8 protein-coding genes are annotated in these 12,377 nt (G+C 72.1%); 4 read left to right on the top strand and 4 right to left on the bottom strand.

Annotation, left to right across the window (positions count from 1 at the left end; genetic code table 11):
- Positions 1-49: 49 nt before the first annotated feature.
- Together aceB and ACIPJI_RS19185 are read right to left on the bottom strand one after the other, a co-directional pair.
- Positions 50-1,672: a malate synthase A gene (aceB, locus tag ACIPJI_RS19190; protein ID WP_356621491.1), complete on the bottom strand. Its 1,623-nt coding sequence runs from the start codon at positions 1,670-1,672 to the stop codon at positions 50-52.
- A gap of 252 nt (positions 1,673-1,924) precedes the next feature.
- Positions 1,925-2,539: an NTP transferase domain-containing protein gene (locus ACIPJI_RS19185; protein ID WP_402247495.1), complete on the bottom strand. Its 615-nt coding sequence runs from the start codon at positions 2,537-2,539 to the stop codon at positions 1,925-1,927.
- 190 nt (positions 2,540-2,729) lie between these two features.
- On the opposite strand from ACIPJI_RS19185, the gene ACIPJI_RS19180 reads away from it, so the two are divergent.
- The 3 genes from ACIPJI_RS19180 (at position 2,730) to ACIPJI_RS19170 (ending at position 8,654) form a co-directional block, all read left to right on the top strand.
- Entirely contained in the window at positions 2,730-4,649 is a 1,920-nt protein-coding gene (locus tag ACIPJI_RS19180) for a serine/threonine-protein kinase (RefSeq protein WP_402247493.1), read from the top strand.
- A 121-nt stretch (positions 4,650-4,770) separates the two neighbouring features.
- On the top strand, positions 4,771-5,100 hold the full coding sequence (locus tag ACIPJI_RS19175) for a DUF5955 family protein (RefSeq protein ID WP_307709167.1): 330 nt from the start codon (positions 4,771-4,773) through the stop codon (positions 5,098-5,100).
- A gap of 257 nt (positions 5,101-5,357) precedes the next feature.
- Positions 5,358-8,654, top strand: a complete 3,297-nt coding sequence (locus tag ACIPJI_RS19170) for a GH92 family glycosyl hydrolase (RefSeq protein WP_402247491.1) — start codon at positions 5,358-5,360, stop codon at positions 8,652-8,654.
- Positions 8,655-8,740: 86 nt separating this feature from the next.
- Here the strand turns inward: ACIPJI_RS19170 and ACIPJI_RS19165 are convergent, their stop codons facing one another.
- Complete coding sequence (locus ACIPJI_RS19165) at positions 8,741-9,982, bottom strand: MFS transporter (protein WP_402247489.1); 1,242 nt, start codon at positions 9,980-9,982, stop codon at positions 8,741-8,743.
- Positions 9,983-10,081: 99 nt separating this feature from the next.
- On the opposite strand from ACIPJI_RS19165, the gene ACIPJI_RS19160 reads away from it, so the two are divergent.
- Positions 10,082-11,167, top strand: coding sequence for a helix-turn-helix domain-containing protein (locus ACIPJI_RS19160; RefSeq protein ID WP_356621485.1), 1,086 nt, complete (start codon positions 10,082-10,084; stop codon positions 11,165-11,167).
- Between the two features lie 189 nt (positions 11,168-11,356).
- Here the strand turns inward: ACIPJI_RS19160 and ACIPJI_RS19155 are convergent, their stop codons facing one another.
- Positions 11,357-12,157, bottom strand: a complete 801-nt coding sequence (locus ACIPJI_RS19155; RefSeq protein WP_307709171.1) for an IclR family transcriptional regulator — start codon at positions 12,155-12,157, stop codon at positions 11,357-11,359.
- Positions 12,158-12,377: the final 220 nt, after the last annotated feature.

Genomic DNA, 12,377 nt, shown 5'->3' with positions numbered 1-12,377 from the left:
GGAGTGGTGCGGGGTGCGGCGCGGGGCGCGGCGCATGGTGGGGGTGGCGTCAGCCGACGAGTTGCTCGTACGCGGGCAGCGTGAGGAAGTCCTCGTAGTTCTCGTCCAGCGCCACCTTCAGCAGCAGGTCGTGCGCCTGCTGCCAGTTGCCGGACGCGAAGGCCTCCTCGCCGACTTCCTCGCGGATCGCGGCCAGTTCCTCCGCCGCGACCCTCCTCGCCAGCTCCGGAGTGGCGCGCTCGCCGTTCTCGAAGACGACGCCCGCGTTGATCCACTGCCAGATCTGGGAGCGGGAGATCTCCGCCGTCGCCGCGTCCTCCATCAGGTTGAAGATGGCCACGGCGCCGAGACCGCGCAGCCACGCCTCGATGTAGCGGATGCCGACCTGGACGGCGTTGCGCAGGCCCTCGTACGTGGGCCTGGCGTCGAGCGAGTCGACGGCGATCAGGTCGCCGGGCGCCACGGAGACGTCCTCGCGCAGGCGGTCCTTCTGGTTCGGCCGGTCACCGAGGACGGCGTCGAACGAGGCCATCGCGATGGGCACCAGGTCCGGGTGGGCGACCCACGAGCCGTCGAAGCCGTCGCCGGCCTCGCGGTCCTTGTCCGCCTTGACCTTCTCGAACGCGACCTTGTTGACCTCGGCGTCCTTGCGGGACGGGATGAACGCGGCCATACCGCCGATCGCGTGCGCGCCGCGCTTGTGGCAGGTGCGCACGAGCAGTTCGGTGTAGGCCCGCATGAACGGGGCCGTCATCGTGACCGCGTTGCGGTCCGGGAGGACGAACTTCTCGCCGCCGTCACGGAAGTTCTTGACGATGGAGAAAAGGTAGTCCCAGCGGCCGGCGTTCAGACCGGAGGCGTGGTCGCGGAGCTCGTAGAGGATCTCCTCCATCTCGTACGCCGCGGTGATCGTCTCGATCAGCACGGTCGCGCGGACCGAGCCCTGCGGGACGCCGACGTGATCCTGGGCGAAGACGAAGATGTCGTTCCAGAGGCGGGCCTCCAGGTGCGACTCGGTCTTCGGCAGGTAGAAGTACGGGCCCTTGCCGAGGTCCAGCAGGCGCCGGGCGTTGTGGAAGAAGTAGAGGCCGAAGTCGACCAGCGCGCCGGGCACCGGGGTCCCGTCCACGGTCAGATGGCGCTCGGCGAGGTGCCAGCCACGCGGGCGCATCACGACGGTCGCGAGCTCCTCCGCGGGCTTCAGGGCGTACGTCTTGCCCGACCTCGGGTCGGTGAAGTCGATCCGGCGCTCGTAGGCGTCGATGAGATTGAGCTGGCCGAGGATCACGTTCTCCCAGGTGGGGGCGGACGCGTCCTCGAAGTCGGCGAGCCAGACCTTCGCACCCGAGTTGAGAGCGTTGATGGTCATCTTGCGGTCGGTCGGACCGGTGATCTCCACGCGGCGGTCGTTCAGGGCCGCGGGGGCCTCGGCGACCTTCCAGGAGTCGTCCGCGCGGATCGCGGCGGTCTCCGGGAGGAAGTCCAGGGTGGAGGTGCGGGCGATCTCGGCGCGGCGCTCGGCGCGGCGGGCGAGCAGCTCGTCACGGCGCGGGGTGAAGCGCCGGTGCAGCTCGGCCACGAACGCGAGGGCCGCGTCGGTGAGGACCTCTTCCTGCCGGGGCAGGGGCTCGGCTTCGACGATGGCCAGCGGGGACGGCGCTGGTGCGGACATGAGCTGTCACTTCCTTCAGCGAGCTTCACATGCTTCGCATGCTTCACGGGCGGTGCGGGGGCGCCGTGCGGCCGCCGGGTCGCCGGTGACGGCACTCAGTGCCAGTGGCTCCGGGGTACGGCCGAAGGCGCCGTCCGAGCAATCAGGCGCTTCTGATCAGTGGATACTAGTTACCGCATGGTGGAAGTTCAATGGTTTGTTGATATCGAGATTCTCCGGGTCGACAGACCGTGGCGTACCGTGCCACGCCGTTCACCGCAGGTGTCGGAGATCCTCCGGGGTGTCGATGTCGTACTCCTCCGCCACGTCGCCGCACTCGACGAGCGTGATCGCGTCGGCATGGGCGCGCAGATAGGCCCGCGCCCCCTGATCACCCTCGGCCTCCGCCGCGATCCCTTCCCAGCGGTCCGCGCCGAAGAGCACCGGATGCCCCCGCCGCCCCCCGTACGCCGCGGCCGCCAGCGCCGAACGGGAGCGGTAGGCCGCACGCACCCGCGCCACCGCCTCCGCGCCGATCCCCGGCTGGTCCACCAGCAGCACCAGCACCGCGTCCGCCGCTCCCAGCGAGGCGAGCCCCACACGCAGCGACGACCCCATCCCCTCCTCCCACGCCGGGTTGTCCCGCACCACGCATCCGGTCAGGTCCGCCTCCTCCCGTACGCGGTCCGCAGAGGCGCCCAGCACCACATGCACCGGACCGCAGCCGCCCTCGCGCAGCGTCCGCACGGCGTGCTCGACGAGCGGCCTGCCGCGGTGTGCCAGCAGCGCCTTCGGTCTGCCGCCGAGCCGCCTGCCGCCGCCGGCCGCGAGCAACAATCCGGCGACGACCGGGCGGTGAGGGTCCGTCGGAGTACGAGGAGATGACATGGGGACTCCTTATCCCATAAGAGCGCGAATACGCGGCCGACCGCCCGGTGGGGCGCTGCTCCGAAGGAGGGTTGCCCGCGCATTCCTGCAACCGTCCCTGCGGCGTGCGTCGTCCGACGTGGAGAGCGGGGTGCGACTTGGATAAGGTGCACCTTCCATACTGAGGTTCGCCATGGGGGATCAAGAGTCGATGAGTGGCCGCGCACACCACGGAACGGTCTTCAAGCCGCTGGGTGAGGACGATCCGAAGCACGTCGCCGGATACAAGCTCGCCGCTCGCCTCGGCGCCGGCGGCATGGGCAAGGTCTACCTCTCCTACACGCCCGGAGGACGTGCCGTCGCCATCAAGGTGATCCGGCCCGACTTCGGCCAGGACGCCGAGTTCCGGCGTCGTTTCGCGCAGGAGGTACAGGCCGCGCAGCGGGTGCAGGGCCTGTTCACCGCGCCCGTCATCGACGCCGACGCCGACGCCGAGCAGCCCTGGCTGGCCACCGCCTACGTCCCCGGCCCGTCCCTCGCGGACGCCGTGGCCCAGCACGGCAAACTGCCCGTGCAGACGGTGCTGTTGCTGGTGGCCGGCATCGCGGAGGCGCTGCAGATCATCCACGGCGCCGGCATCGTCCACCGTGACCTCAAGCCCGCGAACGTCCTGCTCGCCGCCGACGGCCCGCGCGTCATCGACTTCGGTATCGCGCGCGCCGCCGACGCCACCTCGCTCACCAGCAGCGGGGTCACCATCGGCACGCCCTCGTTCATGGCGCCCGAGCAGGCCGCGGGCAGCCATGTCACCCCGGCCACCGACATCTTCGCCCTCGGCCAGCTCACGGCGTACGCGGCGACGGGCAAGGCGGCCTTCGGCGAAGGCACTTCGCACGGAGTGCTCTACCGGATCGTGCACGAGGAGCCCGACCTCACCGGACTCCCCGACGAGCTGCGTGAGCTGGTGACGCGCTGCATGGTCAAGGAGCCGGAAGGCCGGCCCTCCGTCGCCGAGATTCTGAGCATCTGTCAGGCGGCCAACGCGGAAACGGTGCTGCGGCGCCCGGAGGAGTGGCTGCCGAGCGCGGTGGCCGCCGAGATCACGACCCGCAAGGCGGCGCCCGCGCCGCCGGTCATCCCCGCACCCGGCCAGCCGGCCGTGACCCCGCCGGCGGCCGCCCCCCCGGCCCCGGCCGCGCCCGCCCCGACCCACCAGCCGACCGCGCACGCCGCGCCGTCGACGCCGCCGCCCGGATTCGGTCCCGCACCGCAGCCGCAGGCGCACCAGCAGCCGCCGGTCCAGTCGCAGCAGCACATGATGCAGCCTCAGCAGGCCGCTCACCAGCAGCCCGGGACCCAGCCTCAGCAGCCCACGTACGGCTATCCGCAGGCGGGGCAGCAGGCGCCCGGCTACGGCTACCCGCACACGGCGCCGCACCACCAGCACACGGGCCCTCAGCCGTACGGCACCGTCGCGCAGCCGGGACCGGCCGCCGCGCCCAAGAAGGGCCGCACTCTCGCCATCGCCCTGGTGGCCACCCTGGTGCTGGGTGGCGCGGCGGGCGGCGGCGCGTACCTCGCGCTCTCGGACGACGATCCTGGCAAGAAGAACCAGAGCCAGGACAAGAGCGGACCCGAATCGTCGAAGCCCGCCGACACCACGCCCTCCGGCGGCGCCGCCACGCCCGGCGGTGAGGGCGACGGAATCGACACCGCGCCCGGCGACGTGGTCCCGGACCCCGAGCCCAAGACGTACACGGGGCTCGACGTCGTGAACAACTACCACATCTTCCTCGACCACGATCCGGTCAAGCCCGTCAACGACGACTCCAACGCGGACTTCGAGTACGAGGGGGACCTCAACCAGGTCGAGACCGAGACCGGCCGGATGATCCTGCTCCGCACCGGGCAGACCGGCGACCTGGACACCTGCCGGACCGACACCCGCTACACGACCACCATCGAAACGGGACTGCTGTCCAAGGGCTCCCAGATCTGCGTGCTGACGGATTCCGGCCATGTCGGTCTGCTCACCTACCAGGGGAAGTCGCCGGAGAACGACCCCAGCAAGTTCATCTCCGTCGATGTGACGGTGTGGCGTAACGCGATGGACGTCGTTCCGACGTCCTGAATTGCGTCCGCACGGTGGCGCACCGTCACCCGGATGGCGTTAACTGGCCCGCACCCCTCGGGCGTCGACCACGACCCCCGGCGGGACCGTGGAGTGCACAAGGACGTGCGAGGGGCTGGCTTTGTTGCGGAGCGTGGGGCAGACGCGGGTGACAGGCAGGGTTGGTGGCGAGGAGCCGAGAGCGGCGGAGCTGCGGGCTGCCGTCGCCAGGCTCCGACGCGAACTCGCGGGCTATCCCGCCGAGTTCAGCGACCGGGGGATCGCGGAGGACGAACTGGCGGTGCTGGCGGCGATGGTGGCGGCGGGAGACCCCGAGATCCCGCGGATGCGGCGCTCGCTGCTGCTGATCGCGGGCGCCGTCGGCTCGGTGAGCGCGCTGTCGCCCGCGCTGATGCAGGTGCGCGCCGCCGTCGACCTGTTCGGCGAGGCACCGCCGCAGCGCCGGCCCTGACGTCCGGCGGCACGCCGACCGCCACCGTCGCGCGAGGTCCTCGCCGTGTCACCACCTTCGCCGCGCCATGACCGCGGCCGCGCCCACGACTTCCGTCGCGGCGCGGCCGTCGCTGCGCTGCGCGATGCCCCCGATCGGTACACCGCCAGGCCACCGCACCGCTGTCCTGACACGGAAACGGTCACGACCGTTGACAACGATGTCAGGCGCATGGTCAAGTCTCCGCGCCGGTCCACGGATTCAGGAGAGGGACGCCCATGCACCAACTGCTCAGGAGAATACGGGCGCGCACGACGCGGGCCGCCGCCCTTCCGCTGGCGGCCGCCATGGCGTGGGGCGGGCTCCTCGCCCCCGCCCCCGCCGCGCAGGCCGCCGCGCCGGTGGCCGACGACCCCGCCGCACTGGTCAACCCCTTCGTCGGCACGCAGAACTTCGGCAACACCTTCCCCGGTGCGAGCGCCCCGTTCGGCATGGTGCAGGTCAGCCCCGACACCGGTGGACAGGGCGGCTACGACTACCAGCAGGACAGGATCCACGGGTTCAGCCAGACCCATCTCTCCGGCGTCGGCTGCTCCGTCGCCGGTGAACTGCCCCTGATGCCCACCACCGGAGCGGTCGACACCGTCGATCCGTCCCGCTACCGGTCCGCCTACTCCCACGACGACGAGGAGGCCGAGCCCGGCTACTACCGCGTCGGTCTGAAGACGTACGGCATCGACGCGGAGCTCACCGCCACGCCCCGCACCGGCTGGCAGCGCTACACCTTCCCCGCGACCGGTCAGGCCAACGTCCTGTTCAACACCGGCAAGGCCAACCAGCGCGTGTACGACTCGGAGGTGCACGTCGTCGGCGACCGCACCGTCGAAGGCCGCGTGGAGGCCGGGAACTTCTGCGCCGGCAAGGACCGCCACACGGTCCACTTCACCGCCACCTTCGACCGGCCGTTCGCCTCGCACGGCACCTGGCGCGGTGACACCCGCACCCCCGGAGGCCGTGACGCCGGGGGCCAGGGCGGCAACGGCGCCTGGGTGACGTTCGACGCGGCCGACGACCGCGACGTGGTCGTCAAGGTCGGCCTGTCGTACACGGGCATCGAGGGCGCCCGCAAGAACCTGGCGGCCGAGACCGGCGACTCGTACGACTTCGACGCCACCCGTGCCGATCTGCGTGCCACCTGGCAGCGTCAACTTCGCTCCGTCGAGGTCGGCGGCGGCACCACGGAGCGGCAGCGGGCCTTCTACACGGCGCTCTACCACGCCCAGTTGCACCCGAACCTCGCCGGCGACGTGGACGGCCGTTACGCCGGCTTCGACGGCAAGGCGCACACCGCGGACGGGTTCACGCCGTACCAGAACCTCTCCCTGTGGGACACCTACCGGCCGCAGAACCAGCTGCTCGAGCTGCTCCAGCCGCAGGTGGCCCGGGACGTGGCGCTCTCGGTCGTCGCCGCCGGACGCGACGGCGGCTGGCTGCCGCGCTGGGCGCTCGCCAACAGCGAGACCAACATCATGACCGGCGACCCGGTGACGCCGTTCCTCGTCGAAGCCTGGTCCAAGGGGCTGCTCGCGGGCCACGAGGAGGAGGCGTACGAACTCCTGCGCAAGAACGCGACCAGCACGCCGCCGGCCGGCTCGCCCTACAACGGCCGTTCCGGGGTGGAGCACTACAAGGAGCGCGGCTACGTCCCCTCCGGGCTGGAGCTCGGCAAGGACTGCGCGGACAAGGGCGGCGACAACGACTGCAAGCACCCCGCCTCCGCGACCCTCGAGTACGCCGCGGCCGACGCCTCACTGGCTCTGATGGCCCGTGAGCTCGGCCACGCGGAGGACGCCCGGACGTTCGCGGCGCGCGGCCAGTGGTACCGCAATCTGTGGGACTCGGGGATCAGGCAGTTCCGGCCGCGGACGGCCGAGGGGACGTGGCTGACGCCGTACGACCCGGTCGAGGCGGCCCACCAGTTCCACGAGGGGGGCGCCCACCAGTACCAGTGGCTGGTGCCGCAGGACCCGGCCGGGCTGGTCGCTCTGATGGGCGGCAGGTCCGCCACCGAGAAGCGGCTCGACTCCTTCTTCGCGTACGACAAGCTGCTCACCGACCCCGAGCGCACGGCCCGCGAGGACTGGATCTCCGCGCCGTACGACTACTACGGCAAGCCCACCTACAACCCGAACAACGAGCCCGATCTGCACGCCCCGTACATGTACCTGTGGGCGGGCGCGCCCGCGAAGACGGCGACCGTCGTCCGCGCGGCGATGACCCTGTTCACCAACGGCCCCGACGGCATGACCGGCAACGACGACCTCGGCACCATGTCCGCCTGGTACGTCTTCTCCTCGCTCGGTCTCTACCCGACGATGAGCGGCGGCGACTTCCTCGCCGTCTCCAGCCCGCAGTTCTCCTCCGCCGTCGTCCGCATCGGCACGTACGGCGAGGAGCAGGGCGGCACCCTGACGATCAAGGCGCCGGGAGCGAGCGACACCACCCGCTACATCCAGCGGTCCACGTTCGACGGCCGTGACCTGCGCCGGACCTGGCTCGACTGGGACGCCGTCGCCCACGGCGGCACCCTCGCCCACCAACTGGGCGACGAGCCGTCCTCCTGGGGGACCGGCAGGAGCGCGGAGCCGCCGTCGGTGAACCGCGCGGCCGCCGACTCCCGCACCAGGCTGGACGCCTCCCTGCGGGCCGGATCCGACGTCGTACCGCAGGGGGACACCCCGCAGACCGCTCACCTGGCCCTCGACGTGCTGGGCCAGGCTCCCGGCGCGCTGCGGGTGACCGTGCGGGCGCGGGCCCCTGAGGGCTGGGAGGTGCGGATGCCGTCCTCGTTCACGCTCGACTCCCGCCGGCTGCCCGTGCAGCGCACGGTGGAGGCCGAGGTGAGCGTGCCGGCCGGGACCGCGCCGGGCTCCTACCCGGTGCGTATCGAGGTGACGGGCACCGGCGTGGGAAGTGTGGCGCGGGAGGCCACCGTCGAGGTCCGCGAGCCGAACCGGTGCGCGACGGCGATGGGCGGGCAGTGCGCGGTGGACCTCGCCCGGGAGGCGAACCACGACGGCACCGCGACCGTGGCCGCCTCCGACGAGGGCGACTTCGACGGCGGCGGCTGGAGCTACGACGCCGCACTGCTGCCGAAGGCCGGCCCTGTGACGTGGGACGGCGTCACCTATCAGGCGCCCGACGCGTCCGGTACGGCCGCCAACTTCACCGAGGCACGCGGGCAGTCGATGCTCCTGCCGGCGGGGCGGCACAGCACGCTCCGGCTGGTGGCGGCCGCCCACAACGGCACGGTGTCCACGACGCTCACCGTCCGCTACACCGACGGCACCAGCGCCGAACTGCCCGTCACCGTGGGCGACTGGGCGGGCTCCGCACCCGGCGGCAGCACCGTCGCCCTCGACATGGACCACCGGATCCGGCGGGGCCAGGGCGTCGACGGGCCTTCGGTACGGCTGTTCGCGACCTCGGCGCCGCTCGAGGCCGCGAAGACGGTGCGTTCGCTGAGCCTGCCGGACGACCCGCGGGTGGAGGTGTACGCGCTCACGCTGGTCTGACGCACGACGAAGGGCCAGGACCGCGTTCGCGGTCCTGGGTCTCGTCCGCCGCTGCTTCGAACCGTCGCCGGAGGCGATTGCCGGGCTCACGCGCCTGCTCGCGTCCGGGGGCGGCAACCGCTGAGCCGCGTACCTTGATCCTTCTCGGTGGCGACGGCGGAGGCGGAGACGAGCGTCGCAGCGGCGAGGCTCCCCCAGAGGGCGGTCGCGCCGTGGGGTGCGAGAGCGGTGATGACCGCCGGGGAGACGGCGAGGCCGAAGCCCGTGGAGAGTTCGAAGCGGGCGAGGGTACGTCCCAGAACATGGGCCGGAGCAAGGGCGGTGACGAGCGCGGTGGCGCTGCCGGCATAGATGATCTCGCCGATCGTGCAGACCACGGACACCGCGGCGACGGCCGGGGCGCCCCAGCCGTGTCCCAGTGAGGTGGCCGCGAGAAAGCCGAGATAGGACGCGGCGAGCACCACGCCGGCGAGAGCCAGTACGTGCCGCCGGGGGAAGCGGGACATCAGGACGGTGAGGGGAACCTGGAGGGTGACCACCAGCACCGTGTTGGCCACGAAGATGGCCGCCGACCACACCGGGGACGCGTCGAGCTGTGTCACCAGGACCAGCGGGAGCGCGATTTCGGGGACGTTGAGGCAGAAGACGTAGACCACATTGGCGGCCAGCAGTGCCCGCATCCGAGGTGCGGGCCCGTCGCCACCGTCCTTGGCCGGGGCGGCGGCCGGACGAGCGTGCAGGCGGATCGACCACGCCAAGGCCGCCGCAGTGAGACACGCGAGCCCGGTGACGGCCGCCAGCACCTGCAGAGCGGTCGTGCCGCCCGCCAGGCACGCGGTGGCGATGAGCGCGCCCACGCCCAGACCGGCGTTGCGCAGGGCGCGGCCTCCCGCGAGCGCGGCGTCGCGCTCCCGGCCGTGGGCGACGGTGGCCACGAGGGCCGCGTGGGCGGCCGGCCATGCCTGGTTGCCGATGCCGAGGAGGAGCGCCGCCGTCGCGAACAGCCAGACGTGTCCCGCCGGGGTCGCCAGCAGCATCCCCACGCCCAGCACCCGTACCAGCATCGACGCCGCCACGACCGTGCTGCGTGCGCCCCGGTCCAGCCATCGGCCCACCGCGGGCATGCACACCAGACCCACGACGACACCGACCGTCATGGCGATGCCGGTGGCCGGCGCGGACAACCTCAGCACCGTCACCCCGTAGAGCAGCAGAAAGGGCCGCAGGAGTCCGGTGCCGAGCGCGTCCACGACCAGGGCGACGGCGTAGCGGGGGCCTCCAGAGGCACGGACGAGGGCGCGGGGCCGGATCTTGGTGGTGGTCGGCATGGCGGCAACGGTGCGTTCGGCCGCCGGGAAGGCCACGTCGGTTGACGGACACCGTCAACCGACGCCGTCGCCCGCTGTCCGGTCGGTGATGCTGAGGGGATGACGTTGAGGATCGACATCGGCGGGCTGCCGTCCGAGCGACTGCGGTTCGCCGCCTCCCCGCTGGCCGAACTGACCGCGATGCTGCACGTGCTGGCCGAACCCGGGCATCATCCGCAGCACGCCGGCTGGGCCGGGGACGTCTGGTCGGGGCTGCGTCCGGAGCTGGCCGAGCGGTTGCGGGAGGCCGAGTTCCTCTGGCGTTCCTCACAAGCCGACTTCCTGATCCCCGCCAGGCCCCGGCCGACTCTCGCCGAGGAGTTGGACGACGTGGACCGGATCGACGACGAAACGTATGCGACCGCCGCGCTCGTCGCCACGTGCGGCAGCAACCGGGTCCCCTTCGCCGCGGCGTCTCCGCTTACCGACGCGACCGCCCGCGAGCGGGCCCTGGACCTGGCCCAGGCCCGCGGCGCGCGGCAAGAGGCCTTCGCCGAACGGCTGCTCGCGGACCCGGCCGCTGTGCGGGCGCGGGTGCGCCACACCCTCGAACAGTGCGCCGAGGCCTTCTTCGACGCCGCGTGGGCGGGCGTCGCCGTGCGGCTCGCCACCGACCTGCGCCTGAAGAACGACCTGTTGAAGCGCCAGGGCGTCGGGGCGGCGCTCGCATCGGTCTCCGGCGCGGTCACCCTGGCACCGGACGGCGACTGCATCATCGTGGACAAGCTCCAGGACAAGGCGACCGCCGCCCACGGCACCGGTGTCACCTTCATCCCCAGTGTCTTCGGCAGCCCCCACCTGGTGGTGGTCCACGCGCCGGGGTGGCAGCCGGTGGTGCAGTACCCCGTGGCCGGGCCGGGTCCGTCGGAGCCGGTATCGCTGGAGACGGTCACACTGCGGCTGGAGGCCCTCGCACATCCGGTACGGCTTCGGCTGCTGCGCACCCTGGCCCGCGGCCCGCACACCACCGGTGAGCTGGCCCACGCCTGGGAACTCTCACCCCCGGAGGTCTCCCGCCACCTCGCGGTCCTGCGCCGCGCGGGCCTGCTCACGGCCCGGCGGCAGGGTCGTTACGTGCGGCACACCCTCAATCTGTCCGATCTGACGGCGCTGGGGGCGGACCTGCTGGCGGCCGTACTGCGCTGAGCAGCCCGGCCTGCCGGAGCGCGGGCGACCGCCGTCTTCGCAGCCTCGTCCGACTCGGCAGGCCGCCGAACAGTACCGGTGCGAGCGCTGCCGCCCTCGGGCAGCCGGGGAGCGCACCGCCCGGACGTTCCTGTTGCGTGATCCACGACCCTCACCGGTCCAGGACCCCGTCCTCGGCCTTCGCCGTCGTCAGCTCTGCGCGTTGGTGTTGGCCAGCGCCGCGGACAGGTCGAGCGCGACCTCCTGGAGGATGGGCACGATCTTCTCCGTCGCCGCCTCCGTCACCCGGCCCGCCGGACCGGAGATCGAGACGGCCGCGGCGGTGGGGGAGTCGGGCACGGAGACCGCGAGGCAGCGGACCCCTATCTCCTGCTCGTTGTCGTCGACCGCGTAGCCGGCGCGGCGGACCTGCTCGAGAGCCTCGAGGAAGCCCTCCGGCGTCGTGATCGTCTTCTCTGTCGCGGCGGGCATCCCGGTCCTGGCCAGCAGTGCGCGCACCTCGTCCGCGGGGGTGTGCGCGAGCAGCGCCTTGCCCACGCCGGTGGAGTGCGGCAGCACCCGGCGGCCCACCTCGGTGAACATGCGCATGGAGTGCTTCGAGGGCACCTGCGCCACGTAGACGATCTCGTCGCCGTCGAGCAGCGCCATGTTCGCCGTCTCGCCGGTCTCCTCGACGAGGCGGGCGAGGTAGGGGCGGGCCCAGGTGCCGAGGAGGCGGGAGGCGGACTCGCCGAGGCGGATCAGCCGGGGGCCGAGCGCATAGCGACGGTTGGGCTGCTGGCGTACGTAGCCGCAGGCGACCAGCGTCCGCATCAGGCGGTGGATCGTGGGCAGCGGCAGACCGCTGCTGGCGGAGAGCTCGCTGAGGCCGACCTCGCCACCGGCGTCGGCCATTCGTTCGAGCAGGTCGAAGGCGCGCTCAAGGGACTGCACGCCGCCGCTGGCGGCGGGCTTGGCTGCGTCGGTGGCGCTGGCGCTGGACGTCGGCACGTCGGCGGTCCTTTCGGGCAGGCAGGGCAAGGCTGCAGCCTACCGGGCGCGGGTCCGGGACACATCGCCCGCAGAGTCGCGTCGTGGCCGGTCAGGGCGTGTTTGTCCCTGTGTCTGCGGTGATGCGCGGGCCTGCTTCCGGCTGAAGCGACCACGTCGCAATGGAATTGTACTTCCACTTTGTGGAAACGTACAAGCGTGATCTTCCGACCCGGGCGGG

Source organism: Streptomyces sp. NPDC086835, assembly GCF_044745705.1.
Lineage (GTDB): Bacteria > Actinomycetota > Actinomycetes > Streptomycetales > Streptomycetaceae > Streptomyces.
This window is presented reverse-complemented; position numbering and strand designations above follow the sequence as displayed.

Excerpts from the sequence above, each read along its gene's own strand:
- ACIPJI_RS19160 (WP_356621485.1), top strand. The coding sequence starts at position 10,082 with ATGACGTTGAGGATCGACATCGGCGGGCTGCCGTCCGAGCGACTGCGG.
- ACIPJI_RS19165 (WP_402247489.1), bottom strand. The coding sequence starts at position 9,982 with ATGCCGACCACCACCAAGATCCGGCCCCGCGCCCTCGTCCGTGCCTCT.
- ACIPJI_RS19180 (WP_402247493.1), top strand. The coding sequence starts at position 2,730 with ATGAGTGGCCGCGCACACCACGGAACGGTCTTCAAGCCGCTGGGTGAG.
- aceB (WP_356621491.1), bottom strand. The coding sequence starts at position 1,672 with ATGTCCGCACCAGCGCCGTCCCCGCTGGCCATCGTCGAAGCCGAGCCC.
- ACIPJI_RS19170 (WP_402247491.1), top strand. The coding sequence starts at position 5,358 with ATGCACCAACTGCTCAGGAGAATACGGGCGCGCACGACGCGGGCCGCC.
- ACIPJI_RS19185 (WP_402247495.1), bottom strand. The coding sequence starts at position 2,539 with ATGTCATCTCCTCGTACTCCGACGGACCCTCACCGCCCGGTCGTCGCC.